The sequence below is a fragment of the Roseateles sp. FW305-36 genome (genome assembly GCF_058787015.1).
This window is the reverse complement of record NZ_JBYSZK010000002.1, coordinates 424,377-448,201: the sequence shown is the minus strand read 5'-3', so window position 1 is coordinate 448,201 and position 23,825 is coordinate 424,377. Positions and strand designations below refer to the sequence as shown.

At 68.6% G+C, this 23,825-nt stretch carries 22 protein-coding genes; 17 read left to right on the top strand and 5 right to left on the bottom strand.

The features are described from left to right. The first annotated feature begins 73 nt into the window (after positions 1 to 73). Genes AC3WOE_RS06495 through AC3WOE_RS06480 form a run of 4 tightly spaced genes read left to right on the top strand, consistent with a single transcriptional unit; the run spans position 74 to position 6,182 of the window. On the top strand, positions 74 to 2,593 hold the full coding sequence (locus AC3WOE_RS06495) for a TonB-dependent receptor (RefSeq protein WP_492689148.1): 2,520 nt from the start codon (positions 74 to 76) through the stop codon (positions 2,591 to 2,593). A 45-nt stretch (positions 2,594 to 2,638) separates the two neighbouring features. Continuing rightward, complete coding sequence (locus AC3WOE_RS06490; RefSeq protein ID WP_492689147.1) at positions 2,639 to 3,883, top strand: MFS transporter; 1,245 nt, start codon at positions 2,639 to 2,641, stop codon at positions 3,881 to 3,883. Beyond that, positions 3,880 to 5,442, top strand: coding sequence for an alpha,alpha-trehalase TreF (treF, locus tag AC3WOE_RS06485; protein ID WP_492689146.1), 1,563 nt, complete (start codon positions 3,880 to 3,882; stop codon positions 5,440 to 5,442). Before AC3WOE_RS06490 ends, treF begins: the two co-directional genes overlap by 4 nt. Positions 5,443 to 5,498: 56 nt before the next feature. After that, complete coding sequence (locus AC3WOE_RS06480; RefSeq protein WP_492689144.1) at positions 5,499 to 6,182, top strand: CAAX prenyl protease-related protein; 684 nt, start codon at positions 5,499 to 5,501, stop codon at positions 6,180 to 6,182. A gap of 34 nt (positions 6,183 to 6,216) precedes the next feature. On the opposite strand, the gene AC3WOE_RS06475 is transcribed toward AC3WOE_RS06480, so the two are convergent. Beyond that, positions 6,217 to 6,975, bottom strand: a complete 759-nt coding sequence (locus AC3WOE_RS06475; protein WP_492689142.1) for a helix-turn-helix domain-containing protein — start codon at positions 6,973 to 6,975, stop codon at positions 6,217 to 6,219. Positions 6,976 to 7,093: 118 nt separating this feature from the next. Here AC3WOE_RS06475 and AC3WOE_RS06470 point away from each other — a divergent pair, with 118 nt between their 5' ends. From AC3WOE_RS06470 to AC3WOE_RS06460, 3 genes are all read left to right on the top strand, one after another. Continuing rightward, positions 7,094 to 7,531: a hypothetical protein gene (locus tag AC3WOE_RS06470; protein WP_492689141.1), complete on the top strand. Its 438-nt coding sequence runs from the start codon at positions 7,094 to 7,096 to the stop codon at positions 7,529 to 7,531. A 3-nt stretch (positions 7,532 to 7,534) separates the two neighbouring features. Continuing rightward, positions 7,535 to 7,708, top strand: a complete 174-nt coding sequence (locus AC3WOE_RS06465) for a hypothetical protein (RefSeq protein WP_492689139.1) — start codon at positions 7,535 to 7,537, stop codon at positions 7,706 to 7,708. A 114-nt stretch (positions 7,709 to 7,822) separates the two neighbouring features. Then, the gene (locus AC3WOE_RS06460; RefSeq protein ID WP_492689137.1) at positions 7,823 to 8,269 is read left to right on the top strand and encodes a YiaA/YiaB family inner membrane protein; all 447 of its coding nucleotides are present in this window, start codon (positions 7,823 to 7,825) and stop codon (positions 8,267 to 8,269) included. A 2-nt stretch (positions 8,270 to 8,271) separates the two neighbouring features. Here the strand turns inward: AC3WOE_RS06460 and AC3WOE_RS06455 are convergent, their stop codons facing one another. After that, positions 8,272 to 9,051: a hypothetical protein gene (locus tag AC3WOE_RS06455; RefSeq protein WP_492689136.1), complete on the bottom strand. Its 780-nt coding sequence runs from the start codon at positions 9,049 to 9,051 to the stop codon at positions 8,272 to 8,274. A 142-nt stretch (positions 9,052 to 9,193) separates the two neighbouring features. On the opposite strand from AC3WOE_RS06455, the gene AC3WOE_RS06450 reads away from it, so the two are divergent. From AC3WOE_RS06450 to AC3WOE_RS06415, 8 genes are all read left to right on the top strand, one after another. Beyond that, positions 9,194 to 9,658: a hypothetical protein gene (locus AC3WOE_RS06450; RefSeq protein WP_492689134.1), complete on the top strand. Its 465-nt coding sequence runs from the start codon at positions 9,194 to 9,196 to the stop codon at positions 9,656 to 9,658. Further along, complete coding sequence (locus tag AC3WOE_RS06445; RefSeq protein ID WP_492689132.1) at positions 9,655 to 10,437, top strand: DUF2145 domain-containing protein; 783 nt, start codon at positions 9,655 to 9,657, stop codon at positions 10,435 to 10,437. The genes AC3WOE_RS06450 and AC3WOE_RS06445 overlap by 4 nt, the downstream gene beginning before the upstream one ends. Continuing rightward, positions 10,434 to 12,332 (top strand): MFS transporter, encoded by a 1,899-nt coding sequence (locus AC3WOE_RS06440; RefSeq protein WP_492689131.1) that lies wholly within the window; start codon positions 10,434 to 10,436, stop codon positions 12,330 to 12,332. Before AC3WOE_RS06445 ends, AC3WOE_RS06440 begins: the two co-directional genes overlap by 4 nt. Next, on the top strand, positions 12,329 to 12,586 hold the full coding sequence (locus AC3WOE_RS06435; RefSeq protein ID WP_492689130.1) for a hypothetical protein: 258 nt from the start codon (positions 12,329 to 12,331) through the stop codon (positions 12,584 to 12,586). Before AC3WOE_RS06440 ends, AC3WOE_RS06435 begins: the two co-directional genes overlap by 4 nt. Next, a complete protein-coding gene (locus tag AC3WOE_RS06430) occupies positions 12,583 to 13,323 on the top strand; it encodes a prolipoprotein diacylglyceryl transferase (RefSeq protein WP_492689128.1) in 741 nt (246 codons plus the stop codon). The genes AC3WOE_RS06435 and AC3WOE_RS06430 overlap by 4 nt, the downstream gene beginning before the upstream one ends. Then, positions 13,320 to 14,801 carry a radical SAM protein gene (locus AC3WOE_RS06425; RefSeq protein ID WP_492689126.1) on the top strand — a complete coding sequence of 494 codons (1,482 nt, stop codon included), beginning with the start codon at positions 13,320 to 13,322 and terminating at the stop codon, positions 14,799 to 14,801. Before AC3WOE_RS06430 ends, AC3WOE_RS06425 begins: the two co-directional genes overlap by 4 nt. A 106-nt stretch (positions 14,802 to 14,907) precedes the next feature. Continuing rightward, positions 14,908 to 15,738, top strand: a complete 831-nt coding sequence (locus AC3WOE_RS06420; RefSeq protein ID WP_492689124.1) for a phosphate/phosphite/phosphonate ABC transporter substrate-binding protein — start codon at positions 14,908 to 14,910, stop codon at positions 15,736 to 15,738. A gap of 11 nt (positions 15,739 to 15,749) precedes the next feature. Continuing rightward, the gene (locus AC3WOE_RS06415) at positions 15,750 to 17,963 is read left to right on the top strand and encodes a sensor histidine kinase (RefSeq protein WP_492689123.1); all 2,214 of its coding nucleotides are present in this window, start codon (positions 15,750 to 15,752) and stop codon (positions 17,961 to 17,963) included. Here the strand turns inward: AC3WOE_RS06415 and AC3WOE_RS06410 are convergent. Then, the gene (locus AC3WOE_RS06410; protein ID WP_492689121.1) at positions 17,960 to 18,457 is read right to left on the bottom strand and encodes a hypothetical protein; all 498 of its coding nucleotides are present in this window, start codon (positions 18,455 to 18,457) and stop codon (positions 17,960 to 17,962) included. The two genes, AC3WOE_RS06415 and AC3WOE_RS06410, sit on opposite strands and share 4 nt — an antisense overlap. A gap of 38 nt (positions 18,458 to 18,495) precedes the next feature. After that, positions 18,496 to 19,623 (bottom strand): tRNA guanosine(34) transglycosylase Tgt, encoded by a 1,128-nt coding sequence (tgt, locus tag AC3WOE_RS06405; RefSeq protein WP_492689120.1) that lies wholly within the window; start codon positions 19,621 to 19,623, stop codon positions 18,496 to 18,498. 66 nt (positions 19,624 to 19,689) lie between these two features. On the opposite strand from tgt, the gene AC3WOE_RS06400 reads away from it, so the two are divergent. Then, on the top strand, positions 19,690 to 20,478 hold the full coding sequence (locus tag AC3WOE_RS06400; protein ID WP_492689118.1) for a substrate-binding periplasmic protein: 789 nt from the start codon (positions 19,690 to 19,692) through the stop codon (positions 20,476 to 20,478). Between the two features lie 109 nt (positions 20,479 to 20,587). Here AC3WOE_RS06400 and AC3WOE_RS06395 read toward each other — a convergent pair whose 3' ends face one another. Beyond that, positions 20,588 to 23,080, bottom strand: coding sequence for a PKD domain-containing protein (locus AC3WOE_RS06395; protein ID WP_492689117.1), 2,493 nt, complete (start codon positions 23,078 to 23,080; stop codon positions 20,588 to 20,590). 136 nt (positions 23,081 to 23,216) lie between these two features. Between AC3WOE_RS06395 and AC3WOE_RS06390 the strand changes: the two genes are divergently transcribed. Further along, entirely contained in the window at positions 23,217 to 23,822 is a 606-nt protein-coding gene (locus AC3WOE_RS06390) for an IMPACT family protein (RefSeq protein WP_492689115.1), read from the top strand. Positions 23,823 to 23,825: the final 3 nt, after the last annotated feature.

The following is a 23,825-nucleotide window of genomic DNA, read 5'->3' as shown; positions in this document are numbered from 1 at the left end:
GTCCAGTCCATCGAAAGTCGGCGACGGCCGCGACGGCTTTCGGGACGCACAACAACCACTACCGGAGACATCCATGACCAGCTCACCCGCCACGCGCCGCGCCGGCGCCTTCCGTCCCCAGCTGATCGCCCTGGCCGCCGCCCTGCTGTGCGGCAGCGCCTTCGCCCAGGAGGCGAGCCCCACGCCCAAGCCCGCCGACAAATCCCCCGAAGTCAAGGAGCTCGAAGCCGTCGTCGTCACCGGCACGGCGCGCCGCGAGGGTGTGCGCAAGCTGGAAGCCGGCTTCTCGATCACGACCGCCACCGAGGAACAGATCAAGCAGGCCGCGCCCACCAGCACGGCCGACATCCTGAAGACCGTGCCCGGTGTCTTCGTCGAGACCTCGGGCGGCCAGGCCGGTGCCAACATCCGCGTGCGCGGCTTCCCGACGCCCGGCGACGGCCCCTACTCGACCTTCCAGCTCAACGGCGCGCCGCTGTACCACCTGCCCACGCTGAGCTTCTTCGAGCACTCCCAGCTGTTCCGCCTGGACGACACCATCGACCGCATGGAAGTGCTGCGCGGCGGCCCCAGCCCCATCTTCGGCAGCGGTCAGCCCGGCGTGACGGTCAACTTCATCCAGAAGGACGGCCGCAACCCCGAGGCCGGCCTGCGCGTGACGACGGGCACCGGCAACCTCAAGCGCGTCGACGGCGTCTATGCCGGCAAGCTCAGCGACCAGTGGAACATCATGGTCGGCGGCTTCTGGCGCGAGAGCGACGGCGTGCGCGACACGCAATTCCCCGCCGACAGCGGCGGCCAGGCCAGCGTCATGCTGAGCCGCAAGCTCGACAACGGCAGCCTGCAGCTCTATGCCCGCGCCTTGCATGACCGCAATGCCTTCTTCACCGCCATTCCGGTGGTCGGCTCGGCCGACGGCAAGAGCGCTTCCAGCTATCCCGGCTTCGATGCGCTGAAGGACTATTTCTACGGCAACGAGCTGCGCAACATCGTGCTGGAGACGGGCCGCGCCACGGGCCGCACCCTGCCCAACGGCAAGCCCGAGATCCAGCGCAGCGCCGTCACCAAGGACCTGGCCGACGGCCGCGGCGCCGACGTGCAGACCTATGGCGCCAACCTCGACTCCAAGCTCGGCGACTGGACGCTGACCAACAAGCTCAGCCACACGACGGGCGACACGCCGACGTACGCGCTGTTCTCGGGTGCCAACCCGCAGACGCTGTCCAGCTACATCGCCTCGCAGGTCGCCGCGGCCAACGGTGACGCGGCAGTCGTGGCCGCCGCGGGCAGGGCTGCCACCACCGGCACCGCCACCTTCACCAACGGCGGCGGCACGGTCACGGGCAGCACGCCCGTCATCGTCAACGGCATGTGGGCCGTCGACAAGGCGCTGCGCTCGACCAGCAACGAGACCCGCCTGTCCCGCGAGATCGCCCCGGGCAACAACCTGACCCTGGGCCTGTACCTGGCCGGCTACAGCTCGCATGACGTGTGGACCCTGGGCCAGGCCCAGTTGATGACGGTGCAGTCCCATGCCCGCCTCGTCGACGTGATGCTGGACAACGGCGTCAAGGCCTCGCGCAACGGCTATGTCTCGCCGCCCTTCTCCTTCGACCTCGACGCCAGCTACAGCGGCAACACCCGCGCCTTCTTCATCGCCGACGAATGGCAGCTGACCAAGGAGCTGCGCGTCGACCTCGGCGCCCGCCGCGAGACCCAGCGCATCACCGGCACCATCGCCAACGTCAGCAACGGCGACCTCGATGCCGACCCGACGACGATCTACAACAACAACCTGGCCTACTTCAACGGCACGAATACGCTGATCGACAGCAAGCTGAGCCGTTCCTCCTTCACCGGCGGCGCCAACTACGCCTTCACGCGTGACTTCAGCGCCTTCGTGCGCGTCAACAAGGGCCACCGCCTGCCCGACTTCGACGTGCTGCGCGGCCGCGGCGCCAACGAGAGCAAGGATTCGGTCGAGGACATCACGCAGTTCGAAGTCGGCCTGAAGACCGCCACCAAGCTCTACAGCGCCTTCCTGACGGCCTATGCCAACAAGCTGACCAACTCGCAGACCCAGCAGTTCACCAATGCCGGCAATGTCGTGCTGCGCCCCAACAGCAAGGCCAACGGTGTCGAGTTCGAACTGGCGCTTCGCCCAGGCTATGGCTTCGAGATCGCCGCCACCGGCAATCTGCAGGACGCGAAGTACAAGGACTTCCAGCAGTTCAGCGGCAACCGCGTCGAGCGCGCGCCGAAGTTCCAGGCCCGCCTGACGCCGAGCTGGCAGACCCAGACCGGCTTCGGCCAGCTGCGCACCTTCGCCACCTTCAGCCATGTCGGCGAGCGCTTCGCCGACCAGACCAACACGCTGAAGCTGCCGGCCTACCGCACCCTCGACGCGGGCGCCGTGTTCTCCATGGACAACGGCCTGGAAGTGCGCCTGACCGGCACCAACCTGACCAACAAGGTCGGCCTGACGGAAGGCAACTTCCGCGTGCCGGGCCAGGGCGTGGGCCAGGACGGCGTCTTCCTCGCGCGGCCGCTGTTCGGCCGGGCCTATGAGCTGAGCGTCGGCTTCCAGTTCTGAGGAAGCGCCAAGATGGCGATGCCTGAACTCCAAGCCCCGCTCGACATGACCACCACTCCTGCAGTCTCCCTGTCGAGCGGCGGCCTGCGCATCAAGCTCGCCATCATCCTCACCTACATGCTGTTCGGCGCCCTGCTGAACAGCGTGGGTGCGGTCAACCTGCTCGTCGTGCAGACGCTTGGCGTGCCGCGCGCTGAGGCGGCCCTGCTGGACGCGTGGAAGGACCTGCCCATCGCGGTCACGTCCTTCCTCGTCGCCTCGTTGCTGCCCCGCCTTGGGTTGAAGAAGTCCATGCTGCTGGCCCTGGCGGCCGTCGGCGCGGCCTGCCTGGCCATGCCGGTGCTGTCGGCCTTCTGGGCCATCAAGCTGCTGTTCTGCACCCTGGGCGCGGGCTTCGCCCTGGTCAAGGTCTCGGCCTATTCCATGATCGGCCTGGTCACGCAAGACCGCGCCGGCCATGCGCGCTTCACCAACCTGCTCGAAGGCCTCTTCATGGTCGGCGTGCTGGGCGGCTTCCTGCTGTTCAGCCAGGCGGCGCACTCGCAGGGACAGGCGTGGCTGCAGGTCTACAACATCCTCGCAGCGCTGGCCGCCGGCGCCTTCGCGCTGCTGCTGTTCAGCCCGCTGGACGAAGGGCCCATCCAGTCCTCGGACACGACGCTGCGCCAGGATCTCGTCGCGATGGCGCCGCTGCTGAAGATGGCGCTGGTGGTCGTCTTCCTGCTGTCGGCGTTTCTGTACGTGCTGATCGAGCAGGGCATCTCGACCTGGCTGCCCAGCTTCAACAACGAGGTGCTGCACCTGCCGACGGCCATGAGCGTGGGCCTGGCGGTCATCATGCCCGCCACCACCGCGCTGGGGCGCCTGACCAGCGCGGCCGTCATCGGCCGCCTGGGCTGGTTCGCCGTCGTCATCGCCTGCCTGGTCGGCATTGCCGCGCTCATCCTCGTCGCGCTGCCGATGGCGAAAGGCGCGCAGCCGCTGACCGGCGACATCGGCTGGCTGAACGCCCCGCCGGCGGCCTATCTGCTGCCGCTGACCGGCCTGCTGCTGGCACCCATCTACCCGGCCATCAATTCCGCCATGCTGAGTGCGCTGCCGCAGCGCCAGCACGCGGCCATGACCGGCCTCATCGTCGTCTTCTCGGCCCTCGGCGGCACGCTCGGCAGCTTCATCACCGGCCGCCTCTTCGTCGCCTTCGACGGCACCACCGCCTTCGGCCTGCTGCTGGTGCCCGTCGTGGTCCTGGCGGTCTCGCTCACCCGGCTGCGCCGGCATCTCGCGTCATGACTTCGTCCTCCTCGCGCCACCTCCTTGCGGTCGCGCCCACCCATGCGGTCGCCCCCGCCCACGCGGCGGCCGCCACGCCCCATGAGCTCTATGGCGAGCTCTTCGTCGCCGTGCAGATGACGCGCGTCTTCGGCGACGGCAAGAGCTTTGTCGACGCCCGGCCCAAGACCGCGCCTTCGCTGATCCGCGCCCGCTTCGAGGCCGAGCGCCGCCTGCCCGGCTTCTCGCTGCCCGACTTCGTGCACGCCCATTTCGAGCTGCCCGGGCATGACGCCCCCGTAGGCCCGCGACTGGGCATCCGAGAGCACATCCGCGCCCTGTGGCCGCTGCTGGTGCGCGAGCACCCCCAGGCCCAGGAGGGCGAGAGCCTGCTGGCCCTGCCCCAGCCTTACGTGGTGCCCGGCGGGCGCTTCCGCGAGCTCTACTACTGGGACAGCTATTTCACGATGCTGGGCCTGGTGGCCGATGGCCGGCGCGACCTGGCCGAGCACATGCTCGCCAACTTCGCCCACCTGATCGCCACCCACGGCTTCATCCCCAACAGCAGCCGCAGCTATATGCTGAGCCGCAGCCAGCCGCCCTTCTTCTTCCGCATGGTCGAGCTGCTGCACGCGGACGACCCCGCGGCCGGCTTCGCCACCCATCTGCAGTCGCTGAAGACCGAGCACGCCTTCTGGATGGCCGGCGAGGCCACGCTGGCACCCGGCCAGGCCCACCGCCGCGTGGTGCGCACGGCCGACGGCGCTCTGCTCAACCGCTACTGGGACGACCGCTGCACGCCGCGCGAGGAGAGCTGGCGCGAGGACGTGCTGACGGCCGAGGCCGCCAAAGGTCGCACACCGACCGACGTCTGGCGCGACCTGCGCGCCGGCGCCGAGAGCGGCTGGGACTTCTCCGGCCGCTGGTGCGCCGATCCCGCCGACATCGCGACCATCGAGACGACAGCGCTGGCGCCCGTCGACCTGAATGCGCTGCTGGCCGGGCTGGAGAACGCGATTGCGCTCGGCGCCACGCGCAGCGGCGACACCGCCACCGCCCGCGCCTTCGAGGCCCGTGCCGCCGCGCGCCGCCAGTTGCTGCAGACGCGCTTCTGGCGCTCCGATGCCGGCCATTTCGCCGACCTGAACTGGCGCCAGGCCGCCGATCCGCGCCCGCTGACCGCCGCCGCTCTCGTGCCCCTGTATCTCGGCATGGCATCGCCCGCCCAGGCCGACGCCATGGCCGCCCAGGTGCAGCGTCATCTGCTCGGCGCCAACGGCCTGCTGACGACGGCTCTCGTGACCGGACAACAGTGGGACGCCCCCAACGGCTGGGCCCCGCTGCAGTGGATGGCCGCCCTCGGCCTGGCCCGCTACGGCAGCACGGCCCTGGCTCGCGACATCGCTTCGCGCTGGTGTGCCAGCGTGCATCGCGTCTACCTCGCGACCGGCCGGCTGCTGGAGAAGTACGACGTCGCCGAAGACAAGCCCGGCGGCGGCGGCGAGTACGAGACACAGGATGGCTTCGGCTGGACCAACGGCGTCTTCGTGGCCTTCAAGACGGGGCTGCTGGCCCCCTGAGGCTTGGGGGTGTTGGCGCCTCGGCCCGTCACGACCTGGCCTTAAGCTGGGCCCTGATGCCTGCCGACACGCCCCCGTTCAGCGCCGCCGCCCTCGCCCGCTGCATTCCCTTCCTCGTCTTCATGGCCTTCCTGGCCCTGCGGGGCTATCTGCCCGCTGACCTCGGCCTGGATGCGCGCTGGATCTATGGCGCCCAGACCCTGGTCGTCGCCGGCCTGCTGGCCTGGTACTGGCGTGGCTATGGCGAGCTGGCGCGGCAGAACCTGCCTACCGCCCGCGAGACGGGCTGGGCGGTCGTCGTCGGCATCGCCGTCTTCGCCATCTGGATTCAGCTGGACGCGCCCTGGATGCAACTCGGCTCGGCCACCGCCAGCTTCGTGCCGCTGGACGCCAACGGCCAGCCCATCTGGACGCTGATCGCCTTGCGCCTCGTCGGCGCCGCCCTCGTCGTGCCCGTCATGGAGGAGCTGTTCTGGCGCAGCTTCTTGATGCGCTGGGTGCAGCACCCCGGTTTCGAGCGTGTGGACCCGCAGACGGTGGGCCTCAAGGCCATCGCGCTGTCGACCTTCGTCTTCACGCTGGCCCACACGCTGTGGCTGGCCGCCGTCGTCGCGGGCCTGGCCTATGCCTGGCTCTATCGCCGCAGCGGCAAGCTGTGGACGGCCGTCGTCGCCCACGCGGTGACCAACGGCCTGCTCGGCATTTGGGTCATCGCGACCGGGCGTTGGGAGTTCTGGTGAGAAGGGCCAGCGAAAGGCTGGCTCGACAGTCGATCTAACCCTTGCGCTGACCCAGTCCCGGCCGTTCCAGATCCCGGAAGGCCTCGAAGATCCACGACCGCAAGCCGATGACGACGCTGTAGGGCCGCTTCTCGGAGGCGGGAAGCTTCTGGTCCAGCAGGTGCTGGCGCGCGAAGTCGTCGGCGGCGCGCTGCAGCCGCTCCGCCAGCTCGCGGGCATGGCCGGCACCGAACTCGCCGTGCACCAGGGTCAGCAGCTCGCCATCGCCGTCGAAGCCGCCGGCGAAGAAGTCGGCCATCACGCGCTCGCGGAAGAACTGCATGACGGGGCCTTGCGGTCGCCAGCGTAGGGTCTTGGCCACCTTGAGCTTGTAGCGGTTGTGCGGCCGCAGCTCGATGACGCCCAGGCGGTCCAGCTGGGCCAGGGCCGCGACGATCTCGGCCTCGGCCATGCGATAGCGCGTCAGCATGTTCTCCAGCGGCCACTGGCTCAGGCAGCAGATGGCCACCAGCAGCAGCTTGGGGTCGGCGACGACGGCCTTCTCCTGCTCCAGGCTGAGCTCGCGCTGGGTCGGCGTCTCGCGCACCAGGCGTGCCGCCAGCTCGGCGAACTCCAGGCCCAGCACGCGGCAGATCTCGTCCACGCGTGACAGCGGCATCTCGCCGCCCGGCGCCAGCATGCGCTTGACGCTGGATTCCGACAGCTCCAGCTCGCGCGCCAGCTCGGCATAGCTGAGGCCGCGCGTCTTCAACTCGGCCTTGATCAGGGCCACGAGGGTTTGCGTGCTCGACATGGCGCGACGGTAGCGCATGACGGCACCCGCCGGTCCGCCGCACGCTGCCGTGCCGGATTTCCAAGGTCGCCGCGGCCTCCCAGCACTGAACATCGCGCCGCTCTCCACAGGACGCCCGATGAAACCCCTGCTTGCCTTGACTCTCGCCCTGAGCCTCGCCACCACGGCGCAGGCCCAAAGTCCCAACACCGCCGACTCGGTGGCCAGCACCCTGCCAACCGCCATGCTGTCGGCAGCGTTGCTCAACGCCGGCGGCGTGTCGACGCGACTGACGCCGCAGCTGCTGCTCGCCGAAGGCGCGGTCCTCAGCGTGATCGGCGTCTACGAGGAAGGCGATGGCTTCAGCTGGCTGCTGGAAAGGCCGTCCGATGGCGCCCGCTTCAGTGTGCGCATCGCTGGTCGCCTGCTCGACGGCGTGTTGATCGCGCCGGGAGCCGTCGTCTGCGTCACGGCCATGTCCACCGGCGCCTTGCTGTCGGCTGCGGGCCGGGCACTGGCCTTCATTCCCAACGAATCAGGCAAGGCCCTGTTCCACCACGAACGCATCAGCAGCTGACCCATGCTCACACGACGCCACCTGCTGTGCTGCGGCGCCCCACTCGACCGCCTGCGCGAGCACGACCCGCTGCTTTTCGACCTCGCGCTCAAGCGCGCCGCCCACTGGCGCGGGGCCCGGCTGTCACCGGTCGTCTTCGCCACCCGCCCCCATTTCGAGGGGGCAACGGTGTCATGAGGCGCTACTTTGCGACTCTTGCCACGCGCCTCGGCACTATTCCCAAGGTCGCGCCCACGGGCTTCCCTCAAGATCGCGGCCCATCACTTACTCACGCTGAAGAAAGAACTTTCCATGGCCACCCGCTTCGTCATGCAACGCGACACCAACGCCTGGCGCCTCCAGGTCTGGACCTCCTTCGTGCTGGCGCTGATCGCCTGCGCCTGGGGCGTGTTCGGTGCACCCGGCCAGGACCTGGACCGCGCCTTCCTCGCCATCGGCCTGTTCTTCTCGGTGTTCGCCTGCTTCGCCGTGGCCAAGACCCAGCGCGACAACCGCGACGGCCAGGTGGACACCCAGGGCTGGGTCATGATGGTCTGGATCGCCCTCGTCGCCGCGCTGGCGCTGACGGCCTGGGGCCTGTGGCGCATGCAGATGGACGACTGGACCAAGCGCTACCTGGCCGTGTCCTGGCTCTTCCTGGTCTCGACCACCTTCACGCTGGCCAAGACCCTGCGCGACCGCCATGAGGCCGATCTGCTCGAACAATCGAACGCGCGCGGCACCCAGCAGGAAGACTGAGGCTATTCGCGGGATTTCACGTCCAGGAAGCGCTGCTGGCGCAACAGCGCCTCACCCGCCTGGTCCTGCAGCGGCTGCAAGCGCCTTTGCAGGCCTTCATGCAGCGTCGCCAACTGCTGGACCAGGGCCGCATCGGCGCTGGGCTCCCCCGAGGCCAGCGGCAGCGCGCGCTGTGCCACCGGGATGCCCAGATAGGCCTCCAGGCTGTCGGGCAGATAGCGAGCCACGCACAGCTGCACAAAGGACCGATCCTGCATGGCCAGGCTGCCCAGGAATCCCGGTTGCTGGGTCAGCTCCAGGCTCTGCTTGATGGCCTTCAACGCATCCCTGGCCGGCGCTGGCATCTGCGGCGCGGCGCGCGCCAGCAACTGGTCCAGGGCCTGCAGGTCCGCACTCGACAGCAGCGACTCCTGGCCCGACTCGCCCGGCGCCCGACGCAGGCGCCAGACGCCGCGCGCGGCCCAGGCCAGGCCCGCCGTGCCGACGACGACCAGCACGCCCACCAGCACCGGCTGGCCCACGAACAAGGCTCCCGACAGCGAAGCCACACCGACACCTGCCTGCACGCGCGCGGCCATGGGCAGTGGTGTCGTCGTCATGGGCCGAGGGCCGGCTGCCAGCGGGCGCCCCAGCTCATGGCGCGCGCGCAACTGCTGCTGGCGCTGCTGGACGACCTCGGGCCGCTCTTCGCTGCCGGACGGCTGCAGCTGCCGCGTGCGCCGGTTCACCGGCTGCGAGCCAACGGCAAGACGCGACGACGATTCGGGGGCGGGAGCAGGCATGCGAGGCATCCTAACCAGCCGCCGGGGTGTCGCCACACGCTACCGGCCGGCGCTTGCCATGCGCCTCGGAACTATTCCCGAGTGCCCGCCTGCGGCATCGCGCAAGATCGCTGCCACCTCTGCTGCACAAGCGTTCATCGCCATGCCTCACACCGCCGCCCTTCGACGCCTTGCCCGGCCCGCCCTGCTCAGCCTCGCGCTGTGCGCCGCCTGGCCCGCCCAGGCCGACGCCAGCCTGTCCGAGGCCAGCGTGGCCGTGTCACTGGCCCCCGTCGCGCTGTCGATAGGCGCCGTCAGCGCCACCGGCGTCGCGCTCAGCGCCATCCCGGCGGGCATCCTGTCGGCCGGCGCCACGCTGGTGGTCGTCAGCGTCGAAGTCGTTGCCGGCGCGACGGTCTGGGTGCTGGAACGCGTCTCGGATGGCGTGCGCATCAGCGTCAAGGCCGCGGGCAAATTGGTCGAGGGCGTCGTCATATCGACCGGCACGGTCGTCACGGTCTCGGTCATCGGCGCGGGCACCATCCTGTCCGCCGCCGGCGAGGTCATCGCCTTCATCCCCAGCGAGATCGGCAAAGCCCTGCTCTACAACGAGCAGATCAGCCGTTGAAGCCCGTCCTTGCCGCGGCGGCGCTCGCCGTCGCGACGACCGCCCACGCCGGCCGCCCCTGCGACGAGAAGCAGCCGACGACCCGCCAGATCGAGCAGGGGCTGAACCTGGCCCAGGCCACGGCCCGCCAGCTCGATGCCAGCGGCGCCCAGGTCGTGCTGCTGGCGCGCGCCGGGCAGGACCTGTCCAAATACGGCCTGCAGTGGTCGCATCTCGGCTTCGTCTACAGGGACGCCAGCCAGCAACCGGCGGTCTGGCGCGTCGTGCACAAGCTCAACCACTGCGGCACCGACCATGCCGCCGTGTACCGCCAGGGCCTGGGTGAATTCTTCCTAGACGATCCCTACCGCTACGAGGCCGCCTTCGTCGTCCTCAAGCCCGAGCTGCAGCAGGCCCTGCTGCCCGTGCTGACCGACAACGGCCGCGTGGTGCGCTTCAACGAGCGCCGCTACAGCATGGTGGCCTATGCCTACGGCAGCAAATACCAGCAAAGCAACCAGTGGGTGCTGGAGACGCTGGCCGGCGCGGCGGCCCCGGGCGTGGTCAGCCGGCGCGCGGCACAGGACTGGCTGCAGGCCCAGGGCTACCAGCCCACCGACCTGCACCTGTCCACGCTGACCCGCCTAGGGGGACGCCTGACTCGCGCCAACATCGCTTTCGACGATCATCCGAGCGCGCGTCGTTTCACGAGTCATATCGACACGGTCACCGTGGACTCGATGTTCGCGTGGACCCAGCGCACCGGCCTGTCCCAGTCACCCCAACTCATCAAGCAATGAGCCAAGAACATCCGAATCAGTTCGCGCTGTTGAAGCAACGCCGCTTCGCGCCCTTCTTCTGGACGCAGTTCCTCGGCGCCGCCAACGACAACGTCTTCAAGTTCGCGTTCACGCTGATGATCACCTACCAGCTGCAGCTGGACTGGCTGCCGTCCAAGATGGCGGGCCTGGTCATCGGGGCCCTGTTCATCCTGCCCTATGTGCTGTTCTCGGCCACCAGCGGCCAGCTCGCCGACAAGCACGACAAGGCGCGGCTGATGCAGCTGGTGAAGAGCCTGGAGATCGCCATCATGGTGATCGCGTCCTGGGGCTTCTACGCCACCAATGTGCCGGCACTGCTGCTCTGCGTCTTCCTGATGGGCCTGCACTCGACGCTGTTCGGCCCGGTCAAGTACGCCTACATGCCGCAGCAGCTCAACGAGCGCGAACTGACCGGCGGCAACGGCATGGTGGAGATGGGCACCTTCGTGGCCATCCTGCTCGGCCAGCTGGTCGGCGGCATCCTGGTCGACACGCCCGTCGTCGGCCCCCAGCATGTGGCCTGGGCCTGCCTGGCCTTGGCGGTTGCCGGCCGCGTGACGGCGCAGGCGATTCCCGCCAGCCCGTCGACCGACCCGAATCTGGTCATCAACTGGAACCCCTTCACCGAGACCTGGCGCAACCTCAAGCTCGCCCACGAAGGCGTGGCGGTGTTCCGCTCCCTGCTGGGCATCTCGTGGATGTGGTTCTTCGGCGCCGTTTTCCTCAGCAACTTCCCGGCCTTCGCCAAGGAAGTGCTGCACGGCAGCCCCCAGGTCGCCTCGCTGCTGCTGGCGGTGTTCTCCATCGGCATCGGCATCGGCTCGCTGATGTGCGAGATGCTGTCCAAGCGCCATGTCGAGATCGGCCTGGTGCCGCTGGGTGCCATCGGCATGAGCGTCTTCGCCATCGACCTGTATTTCGCCGCCTCCGGCCTGCCCGCGGCCGAGCCCTACAGCGTCAGCGCCTTCCTGGCCGTGACGGCGCACTGGCGGGTGCTGGCCGACTTGGGCGCGCTGGCCCTGTTCGCGGGCCTGTACAGCGTGCCCATGTATGCGCTCATCCAGCTGCGCGCCCAACCCAGCCACCGCGCCCGCATCATCGCGGCCAACAACATCCTGAACGCTGTCTTCATGATCGCCAGCTCGGTCATCGCCGGCGCCATGCTGGGTGCGGGGCTGACCATTCCGCAGATCTTCCTGGCCGTCGGCATCGCCAATGCCGTCGTGGCCTTCTACATCTTCCTCATCGTGCCGGAGTACCTGCTGCGCTTCGCCGCCTTCGTGCTGACGCGCCTGGTCTATCGCTTTCGCGTCATCAATGACGAACGCATCCCGACCGCCGGCCCGGCCGTGCTGGTCTGCAACCACGTGTCCTTCGTCGACGCCGTGCTGCTGATGGCCGCCAGCCCACGCCCCATCCGCTTCCTGATGGACCACCAGATCTTCAAGATCCCGGTGCTGGGCTGGATGTTCAAGCTGGCCAAGGCCATCCCGATCGCCTCGCAGAAGTCCGACCCGGCCACCTACGAAGCCGCCTTCGCCGCCGCCCGCGCGGTGTTGAAGGACGACGAGATGGTCTGCATCTTCCCGGAGGGCGCCCTGACACGCGACGGCGGGCTGCAGCCCTTCAAGGGCGGTGTCATGAAGCTCATCGAAGGCATGCCCGAAGTACCCGTCATCCCGATGGCTCTGGGCAATCTCTGGGGCAGCTTCTTCTCGCGCGTGGAAGACGGCAAGGCCATGGTCAAGCCGCTGCGGCGCGGCATGTGGAGCCCGGTCAGCCTGACGGTGGGTGAGGTGATGGCGCCGGCCGCGGTGTCGCCCGACGCCCTGAAGACTCAGGTGCAGGGGCTGCTGGCGGGAGCTGCAGCATGAGTGACGCCCGCACCCCGTTCGGCCGCATCGTGCTGGTGGGCATGCTGATCATCGCCACCCTGGGTTTCGGCCTGGCGGGCTTGTGCGGCGGCGTCTTCACCGTGATGGCCCTGCCCGAGGTGATCGCGCCACCGCGTCACGAGGGCTTTGCGGGCGCCATCCTCTTCATCTCCCTGCCCAGCCTGCTGATCGGCGGCGTGCTCGCTTGGCTGTGCGTGCGCAAGCTGCTCAAGATGTCACGCAGCGACGATTGATTGCCGACGCCGTCAGTGCCGCCTGGGTCCACAGCGCCTTCGCCTATGCCGGCATGGCCCTCGGCGCGGCGATGTGGCGCCGATCGCTGCGGCAGCAGTCGCGCGGTGGCGCGCTGGCGCCGGGCAATTTCGGTGTCCTCGTCGGCCTGCTGATCGGCGCTGCCCTGGGCAACAAGCTCGTCTTCCTGATCGAGCGCCCCGACATCGCGCTGGCCCTCTGGCAAGGCGGCCAGCTCATCTTTCCGGGTCAGAGCATCGTCGGCGGCCTGCTGGGCGGCCTCATCGGCGTCGAGCTTGCCAAGCAGCTGACCGGCCAGACGCGCAGCACCGGCGACGCCATGGTGCTGCCCATCGCCGTCGGCCTCGCCATCGGCCGCGTGGGTTGCTTCCTCGCCGGCCTGCATGACGACACCTATGGCCTGCCGACGACCCTGCCCTGGGGTGTGGATTTCGGCGACGGCGCGCCGCGCCATCCCACCCAGCTCTACGAGATCGCCGTCGTGCTGGCCCTGGGCCTGGCGCTGCACCGCGCCCGCTTCGCCACACCGGGCCTGGCCTTCAAGCTCTTCCTCTGCAGCTATCTGCTCTGGCGCTTCCTCGTCGAATTCCTGAAGCCCGTGCCGGTCGCCTGGCCGCTGGGCCTGTCCGGCATCCAGTGGACCTGCCTGGTCGCGCTCGGCCTCTACGCCCCCATCACCGCCCGCGCCTGGCGCCAACCCGCCCTGGCCACGCCATGAACCGCAAGAACCGCCCCTATCTGTTCTACGACACGACGCAGTCGGTCTGCACGACCTGCCTGAGGCATTGCGAGGCCAAGATCCTCATCAAGGACGACCACGTCTACATGGACAAATGGTGCCCGGCCCATGGCACCGAGCGCGTGCTGGTCAGCGACGACGCGGCGTACTACCGCCAGTGCCGCGAGGTCTTCGTCAAGCCGCCCGAGATGCCGCAGCGCTTCGCGACACCGATGCAGTACGGCTGCCCCTACGACTGCGGCCTCTGCCCCGACCACATGCAGCACAGCTGCCTGTCCATCGTCGAGATCAGCGACCACTGCAATCTGCGCTGCCCGACCTGCTATGCGGCGTCCGGCCCGGAGCGGCTGACGCACCGCTCGATGGACGAGGTCATCGCGATGCTGGACGCCATCGTCGCCAGCGAGGGCGAGGCCGATGTCGTGCAGATCTCCGGCGGCGAGCCGACGCTGCATCCGCAGTTCTTCGACATCCTCGATGCCGCCAAGGCCCGGCCCATCAAGCATCTGATGGCCAACACGAATGGCCTGCGCATCGCCCAGGATGCAGCCTTTGCCGAGCGGCTGGCGGGCTATGCGCCGGGGCTGGAGATCTATCTGCAATTCGACTCGCTGCGGCGCGAGGCGTTGATGGACCTGCGCGGCGCCGACTTGCGGCGACCGCATGAAGAAGCCCTCTCCAGGCTGGACGCGCTGGACCTGTCGACGACCCTGGTCATGACCGTCAAGCGCGGCGTCAACGACGACGAGATCGGTGACGTGATCCGTCACGGCCAGTCCTTCGGCTGCGTGCGCGGCGTGACGCTGCAGCCCATTCAGAACGCCGGCCGCGTCGAGGCCTATGACGCGGCGAAACACCGCCTCACCGTCAGCGAGTTGCGCCGCCGCATCGCCGAGCAGAGTGGCGTCTTCACGCCGGCCGACGTGCTGCCCGTGCCCTGCAACCCCGACACGCTGGCCATGGCCTACGCGCTGCGCAGCCAGGACGCAGAAGGGGGCCTGGTACCGCTGACGCGCTATCTGGATGCCGCCACGCTGCTGTCCGGCGACCGCAGCACCATCGTCTTCGAGGGCGACCCGGCCTTGAAGGCCTCGGTCTTCAAGCTGTTCTCCACCAACCACTCGCCCGAGAGCCAGTCCAACTGCCTGTCGGAGCTGCTGTGCTGCCTGCCCAAGATCGATGCACCCCAGCTCAGCTATCGAGACGTCTTCCGCGTCCTCATCGTGCAGTTCATGGACGCCCAGTCGCTGGACATCCGCGCACTGAAGAAGAGCTGCATCCACATCGCGCGGCCCGATGGGCGACTGATTCCCTTCGAGGCCTACAACCTCTTCTACCGCGACGAGCGCCAGACCGAGCTGGCCGCCATCCGCGCGGAGATCGACCAGGGCCGGGCCTTGCGCCTCGCGGCGGCTGGGACGCCCATGCACTTCGCCCGGGCCGCCGGCATCGACTGAGGTTCCATTCGCGTCGCGGCGACGGGATTTTTTGCCACGCGCCGCGCTGGGAAAGCCGGGACACTGTGAACAAAATCGGGCACGTTCCGCTACCGCCGGAGGATCGATGAGAGCCATCGCCCTGCTGCTGGCTGCCGCCAGCCTCGCGCTGCCCGCCATGGCGCAGACGGAGTACCGCTTCTCGCCGGTCAACCAGGCCAATCTCGCGACGGCGGCCTCGTACTGGAATCCCATCGTCGCCTACGTCTCCGAGAAGAGCGGGGTGAAGCTGTCGCTCAAGCTGGGCCGCACTTCTGCCGACACCACCGCCTTTGTGCTGGCCCAGGAGGTGGAGTTCGCCTTCACCAACCATCTGTTCAGCCCGGACCGCGAACAACTGGGCTGGAAAGTCTTCGGGCGCCGCAACACGCCGGCATTGCATGGCCAGATCGTCGTCGCCGCCGACTCACCGATACAGGATCTCGCTCAGTTGGACGGCAAGGAGATCGGCTTCCCGGGCCCCGAGGCCTTCATCGCCTACAAGACGACCTATGCCCAGCTGCTGCAGCGGAAAATCAACGTGCGCACCGTCTTCGGCGGCAACATGGACGGCGCCTTCGCCCAGCTCTTCAGCGGCAAGGTTGCCGCGGTGGGTGCCAACTCGCAGCTCGTCGAGGGCTATGCCAGGCGCGAGGGCAGGCAGTTCCGCGTGCTGTGGAACTCCGAGCCCTACCACGACCTGGCCCTGATGGTGTCTCCCAAGGTGCCCGCGCGCGATGCACAGGCCGTCGCCAAGGCCTTCACGGAGATGGCACAAGACCCGAAAGGCCGTGAGATCCTGGCCTCCGGCGCCAAGCTGATCGGGTTGTCGACGGAGGCCTACTTTGTCGCTTCCGACGGACATGAATACGCGTCCTACCGCCGCTTCTATCAGGCAGCCCCGGCCCAGTTGCGCTGAAACGGCTCACGATGTCCCGCCTGGATTCCCTGCTGCCGCGCTCCCTGGTCAGTCGCGTCATGCTGCTCTACACGGCGGCGCTGACGCTGCTGGTCACCGCCGGCTTGGGTGTCTTCCTGGCTCATGCGGTCAAAGCCACGCTGGAGGACGCCGAGGTCGGCGCGCAGGCCATGTCGGCACTGCTGTCGCCCGCCATCGCCGACGCTGCCGTCATCGGCGACTACGACACCATCAAGCGCACGCTGGATCGCGCCATCGCCCATCCGTTGTTCGAGCGTGCCGCCTTCATCGATCTCAAGGGCGGCCGCATCGAGGTCGTGCGACAGGATCTTCCTGACCCGACACCGCCCAACTGGCTGGTGCGCCACGTTGCCGCCCAGCAATCGCCCGTCAACGCGCCCATCAACGTGGGCGGGCGCGACTATGGCATCACCCGTCTGACCGTCTGGAGCGAGCGCCTCGCCGCCGACATCTGGCAGGGCATGCGGCTGGCGATGCTGCTGGCCAGCGTTGGCGTCCTGGCCGGTATCGCGATGGTCTGGTGGCCGCTCAAGCGCTGGCTGGGTCAGCTGGACCGCGTCAGCGACCTCGGCGCCCGGCTGCAGCAGGGCCACCAGGCCATCCTGCCCATGCCCGTCGACCAGGCACCCACCGAGTTCCAGCGCACCTTCGAGGTTGTCAATCAGGTCGCCGCGTCGCTGCAGGCCGAGCGCACTCAGGCTGCCGTCACGCTGGCCTCCATCGCCGAGGGCGTGGCCACACTGAACCGCGCCGGCATCGTCGTGCTGGCCAACCCGGTGCTGGGCCGCTTGCTGGGCACCGAAAGCACGATGCTGCTGGAGCACCCGATCTCGCAGCTGCTGCCCGAGCTGCATGTCGACCCTGCCACCGACCACGGCTGGCATGGCCGCCGCTTCGAGCGCGGCGAGCGCGTGCTGGAGGCCAGCCTGGCACCTGTGCGATCCGATCAGGGCGAGTCCGCGGGTGCCGTGATCGTGCTGCGCGACGTCACCGAGCAGCAGGCCTTGGAGGACCGCCTGCGTGCCGAGCTGGAAGCCCGCTCGCACGCCATGGAGGCCATGAGCGAGATGCTTGGGTCTGCGGGCTCGGTACCAGAGGGCCTGCGCACGGGGGCAATCGAGCAGCTGTCCAGCCAGGTGGGTGACATGGTGACGCGGCTGCGCCGCCAGACCGGACAGCTGCATGCCATCTTCAACCTCAGCCCGGACGGCTTCATCGCCTTTGACGCGCAGCGCCGCGTGCAGTTCGTCAGCCCGGCCTGCGTCTTCCTGACGATGCTGCCGGATCGTGATGTATTGGGTCAGGATGAGGCAGGCCTCGAAGCGCTTCTGCAAGGCCGCTTTGCCCAGCCGGACACGCAGCGCCCGCTGCGTCTGCAGGAGCTGCGCGAGACGCCGCGGATTGTGCAGATGGCCAAGCCCATGCAACGCATCCTGTCGCTGGCGCTGCACGACGGTGGCGGCGTCGAGACGCCGCAGCTGCTGCACATCCGCGACATCAGCCAGCAGTTCGAACTCGACCGGCTGAAGAGTGAGTTCATGACGACCGCTGCTCACGAGCTGCGCACGCCGATGACCAGCATCTACGGTTTCGTCGAGCTTCTCATCCATCGCGAGTTCTCACCCGAACGGCACAGGGAGCTGCTGCAACGCGTACACCGGCAGAGCCGCGCCATGATCGACATCCTTGACGAGCTGTTGGACCTGTCACGCATCGAGTCACGCCGCGCGCTGGACTTCCAGTTCCAGCCCGTCAGCCTGGGCGAGCTGCTGCGCCAGACGCTCGACGACTTTGGCGTACCGCCGGGCCGTGAGCCGCCGACGCTGTCGCTGTCCGCCGTAGCGCCGTGGGTGCAGGTGGACGCCAGCAAGCTCGGTCAGGCGCTGCGCAACTTGCTGTCCAATGCCTACAAGTATTCGCCCGCCGGCGGGCCCGTGGCGATACGGATGCTGCCCGTCGGCGAGGAGCTCGTCGACATCGAGGTGCAGGACCACGGCATCGGGATGACGCCGGAGGAGCTGGAACATGTGACCGAGCGCTTCTACCGTGCCGACCGGTCGGGCGCCATCCCGGGCACGGGCCTGGGCATGGCCATCGTCAAGGAGCTCATAGAGCTGATGGACGGCAGCCTGCAGCTGCATAGCGAGCCAGGTCACGGCACGACGGCGACGCTGCGGCTGCGGCGCATCGCGCCTCCCGGCTAGGAGGTGCGCCACCCTCTCCAGCGTCGCACCAGCTTGAGCTTGATCGCCCGTGCCGTGCGCCACACGGCACTGGCGCGTATCCAAGCGAGCAGATCGGCCTTCCAGGCCGTCCAGCGCGCGTAGAAGCGGGCGAACCAGGGCAGTTGCATCAACGCCGGCTGGATGAGCTGGAACAGCCAGGCCAGCAGGGCCGTGCCGAACAGCTTGGCCCCGATGATGACCGCCACGCCCAGCAGCGCGTGGCCCTTGGCCACCAACCAGACGGCCGCCAGCTTGATGGGCAGGATGAGCAGGCTGGGCAGCACGAGCACGACGAAGGCCCAGCGCGGTGGCAGACGCTTGAGCAGGGCCTCGATCTGGCGGATGACCGGCAGCTTCGCGATCAGCGCGAAGACGCGCCGCAGCGGCTCCCAGCCCCACTCCTCGAACAGGATGAGGATGGCCAGGACGACCCGGATCAACCAGCGCAGCGGAGCGATGAGGGCTTTCAGCATGCCGCTATCTTGGGGCCGTTGCGCCGTTCACCAAGAGGTCACACCCCGCGCGCCCGGTCGGCGTGGAACTGGGCCCGCCAGGCCTCGAAGCGACCGGCGTCCAGCGCGTCGCGGATCTCCTGCATCAGGTTCAGGTAGTAGTGCAGGTTGTGCACGCTGGTCAGCATGGGGCCGAGCATCTCGCCGCAGCGGTCCAGGTGGTGCAGATAGGCGCGGCTGAAGCCCTGGCAGCACTCGCAGGTGCAGGTCTCGTCCACCGGCTTCTCGTCGGCCTTGTAGCGGGCGTTGCGCAGGCGCAGGTCACCGAAGCGCGTGAACAGATGGCCGTTGCGCGCATTGCGGGTGGGCATCACGCAGTCGAACATGTCGATGCCCTGGGACACGCCTTCGACGAGATCCTCCGGTGTGCCCACGCCCATCAGATAGCGCGGCTTGTTCGCGGGCAGCTGATGGCCGGTGTGCTCGAGGATGCGCTGCATCTCGGCCTTGGGCTCGCCCACCGACAGGCCCCCGATGGCATAGCCCGGCAGGTCCAGCTCGGCCAGGCCCGCCAGCGAGGCGTCGCGCAGGTGGGTGTACATGCCGCCCTGCACGATGCCGAACAGCGCGTTCGGGTTCTCCAGGCGGTCGAACTCGGTGATGCAGCGCCTGGCCCAGCGCAGGCTGAGCTCCATCGACTGCTTGGCCTCGCGCTCCGTCGTCAGCACGCCCTTGCTTTCATAGGGCGTGCACTCGTCGAACTGCATGACGATGTCGGAGTTGAGGATGGTCTGGATCTGCATGCTGACCTCGGGGGTCAGCAGCAGCTTGTCGCCATTGACGGGCGAGGCGAACTTGACGCCCTCTTCGCTGATCTTGCGCATGGCGCCCAGGCTCCAGACCTGGAAGCCGCCGGAGTCGGTCAGGATGGGCTTGTTCCAGCTCTCGAAGCGGTGCAGGCCGCCGAACTGCTTGACGACGTCCAGGCCCGGCCGCATCCACAGGTGGAAGGTGTTGCCCAGGATGATCTGGGCGCCCATCTCCTGCAGCGAACGCGGCGTGACGCCCTTGACCGTGCCATAGGTGCCCACGGGCATGAAGATGGGCGTCTGCACGACACCGTGGTTGAGCGTGAGCGTGCCGCGGCGGGCGCGGCCTTCGGTCTTGAGGAGGTCGAACTTCAGCATGGGGGTGGGATTGTCGCAGTCGCCCGGGGCTGGACGCCATGCCCTCCAGCCGCCACCATCCAGCCCATGATGCGCACCCTGATCGCGGGCTGGCTGCTCGCCTCGGCGGGGCAGGCCGCCCAGGCCTGCGGCCCCTACACGGCCGCCCTCTATCCCTACGCCCGCTTCTATTACGAGGACCCGCAGAAGGGCCCGGCCGGCATCGACAAGGACATGTTCGACGAATTGGCGCGCCGCACCGGCTGCCAGCTGCGCATGGTGGTGGAGTCGCGCGTGCGCATCTGGGACCAGATGCGCCGCGGTGGCGTGCAGATGACGCTGTCGGCGCTGATGAGCACCGAACGCCGCGAGATCGCCGAGATGGTGCCCTATGCCCAGGGACGCTACCAGGTGCTGATGCGCCGCGAACTGGCGGCTCGCATCCCCAGCATCGCGGCCTTCGAGGCCGATACCCGATTGAAGCTGCTCGACGTGCGCGGCTATGTCCACGGCCCCACCATCGACGCCTGGGTGGCCCGCATGCGCAGCCAGGGCCGCCTCGTCGAGACGGGCGACTTCAAGACCGCGGCCCGCATGATGCGCGCCGGCCGGGCCGATGCGCTGCTGGCCCTGCCCAGCGGCTGGGGCATCGCCCAGGCCGCCTTCGACGACCCGGATGAGCTGGTGCCGGTGGACGTGACGCCCAACGAGCGCCATCCGGTCGCCCTGGCCATGCTGCACAGCATGCCGGACGCCGACCGCCAGCGCCTGAAGCGCGCGCTGACGGGCATGCTGGCGGACGGCAAGGTCCACGAGATCCTGACGCGCCATCTCGGCGACAAGGGAGCCAGGGCCGCAGCCTATACCGGCGATTGAGGTCGACGCTGAAGGGAACGGTCCTTCGGGGCCTGCGACCGCTTGGCCGGCTGGCGGGACAACGCCCCACTGAAACTTCCGCTGGACGCAAACATCCGCATCGCCAGCTTCACTCGCCGCCGGTCGCGGTGCCGAGGAGGGTGTTGGCCCCAAAGGCCCAGACGGCCCGCGCATCGACGATGGACAGGCGTCGCAGGTTGGCGCTCGTTGGCGCGGCCTGGAACTCCCAGGTCTGCCCCCCGTCGCCGGTCGTCCAGATGCCCCCCTGCGCGGAAAGTGCCCAGCCGCGCTGCGCGTCCGCAAAGGTGAGCTGGGTCAGCAGGCTGCGGTACCTCGACGAGCCGGGCAGCGTGACCGCCGACCAGGTCTTGCCGAAGTCCTTGCTGCGATGCAGGCCGCTGGTGTTGAACAGCCAGAAGCTGGAGGCCCCTGTCGCCACGCCAAACAACCCTATCCCGGAGGCGACCTGGGGCACGGTACATGCGGTCCAGTTCGCGCCTCCGTCTTCGGTGGTCTGGAGGCAGAGGATGGGAGGGTTGGAAGAGCCGGCGTAAAAACTGCTGCCGGCCACACCGTGCTGCGCGTCAAGCATCTGCATGCTGGACGCGGAAAGCATCCCCGAAGCCTGCCAGTTCATGCCCAGGTCGGCCGACCGGAACACCTGGGCGCCCGTGTACAACCATCCCTGCGTGCGATCGATGAACTGCACATCCAGCACCGTCCCCTTGAACACGCTCGTCCAGGTCTTGCCACCGTCCGCACTGCGGAGCAGCCGTGGCTCGGGAGCGCCCCGATCGGTGAACAAGCCGCTGAGCAGCAGCGACTGGTCCGGGCCCTTCCAGAGGTTGTAGACCGTGCCGGCAGGCAGGGTCGTGTTGGTCGTCCACGACCGCCCCCCATCGTCCGTCTGCAACAACGTGGTCGCGCTGGAGACCACGAAGCCCTGCTTGACCGTCAGGAAGACGCCGCCGCCATTCGTGGCCACAGGCACCGAGCGGGGGCCTGCGACGGCGACGCCGGCCCAGGTGACCCCGTTGTCTTCGGTACGGAACAGCTTGTCCTTGCGCAACTGCAGGCCGCGCTGGGCGTCGAAGGGCTTGTTCTCGGCAACATCACCCAGACTCGACTGGATGCGGAACTGGTAGCTGCGCGTGAAGTCGGACGACGCCGGCGAAAAAGCCACCCAGTTCTTGCCGGCATCCGAGGAGAAGAACGTCAGATCACCCTGGTAGCCAAAGACCGTCTTGCCGCCGGCGCTGAGTTCCGCCCAGAGCCTTTGCTCATCGACGGCATGGATCGCCAGGCTCTTCATGTCCGCGGCTTGGGGGAGGCGCTGCCATGGCGCCCCGGCCGGGTTGGACAGCAGCAGGTTGCCCTGGTCGTCACGCACGCCGAGGCCGGCGTCGCCGATGAACCCTGTCGAACCCGAAAAGGCATCCCCTCCCAATGACTCGCCGGGTGCCGCCACCGCCCAGGTCGCGCCGCCATCGACGCTGTAGCAGACCTTGGCGACATAGGTGCCCGGCCCGAGCACATAGCTGGTATCGGTCACCGCCATCAACCGCCCGGCAGGCGCGACCTGCAGGCTTGCACTGTTGAGGTGGTAGACACAGGACGCCGGGAACGATCCAAGGGTCTGAACGGTGAGCCCTGCATCGTCCGACGCTTCCACCGACAAGCCGTTGAGCCGCCACATGCGGCCGGATCGACCTGCCGCGGGCAGGGAGGACAGGTTCAAGGTCCATGGCGGGGTCGTGGCGCTGACGGGATTGGCGCGCCAGGTGGCGCCACCGTCCACGCTGCCGAATGAAGGCCCCCTCGCGGAAACGGACTCGGCGATCAAGGCCCTGCCGCCCAGCACGCGGACGCGGTAATTGGAGCCCAGGCTTTCATCCTGGGCCGGCAGCGCCGGTGCAAAGCTCGCGCCGCCGTCCGAGGTTCGCCAGATCACCGGGTCAAAACCCACCGTCCCTTCTACATTGGCCGCCACCCAGCCATTCATGGCGTCCGTGAAGTAGACGCCCGTCGCACCGTTCGGCCCCGAGGCGGCCAGGGTCTGCCAGGTCTTGCCGGCATCCACCGTGCGCCACACATCGCCAAAACCGGTGACCAGCCACGCCTGCGTAGCGTCGGCGACGTGGACCGCCTGGATGGGTAGCGCCTGCGACTCGACCCCGATCCGGCACCAACCACCCAGGCCCGGCCGACTGCAGGACGTGCTGCGCAGATTGGCCCAGGCTTGCACGGTCAGCTTCCTGGTGGCGGCAACGCTGGCCCCCTGCGCATCGGTAATCGTCAGCGCCACCGAGTACTCGCCTGCGCTGGCATAGCTGTGCTGCGGGCGCGCCTCGGTACTGGATTCGCCGTCGCCAAAACGCCAGTCGTAGCGCCAGCCTGCCGCGGCGGTGACGACGGAACTGTCGAAGGCGACAGCGGTCTGCCAGTCGGCTTGTGCCGGAGCCGTCACGGTGATGCTGGACGGCAGCGCCGGCGGCGCTGGGGGCGGCGGTTCGTTGGACGATCCACCGCCGCCGCAACTGGCAAGCAACACCGAAATTCCAAGCCATGGCGCCGCCAGGCGTCGGGCAAAGTCCACGAACACGCTCCCTGATTCTGTTTTCCGAATCTAACAGCCAAGATCGACGCAGTCGTGGCGCCATGGGAGATGGCAGCAGGCTGGATGCAACGACTGGCAGGCCGCACATCACACCGTTGATGTGGTCGGACAATCCCGCCACATGCCCCTGACCCTCGCGGCGCCGGCCGAACACGAACTCGTCATCAAGAAAAGCCGCTTCCTCGGCCGCGTCGAGCCCTGCGCCGATCGCGCGGCGGCCCTGGCCCGCGTGGCCGAGCTGCGTGCCGCCCATCCCGGCGCGGCCCATGTCTGCTGGGCCCTGCTGGCCGGCGGCCACTCGGCGGCCAATGACGACGGCGAGCCCGGCGGCACCGCCGGCCGACCCATGCTGGACGTGCTGCGCCACCAGGGCCTGGACGGCGTGCTGGCGACGGCCGTGCGCTATTGGGGCGGTGTCAAGCTCGGCGCCGGCGGCCTGGTGCGGGCCTACACCGACTGCATCGCCCAGGCCCTGCTGACGGCCGAGAAGATCGAGCGCGTGGCCCAGGTGGAACTGGGCTGCGAGCTGCCCTATGAGCTGGAGGGCCGGCTGCGCCGCCTGGCCGAACAGCATGGCGCCCTGCTCGTTGACGTGCGCCACGAGACGCGCGTCAGCATGCGCTTCAGCCTGCCCGTGACGGCCCGCGCCGCCTTCACCGCCGCCGTCAACGAAGCGGCCCAGGGCCGGCTGGCCTGGGCGCGCGAAAGCAGCATCGCCGCGGGGTAACGG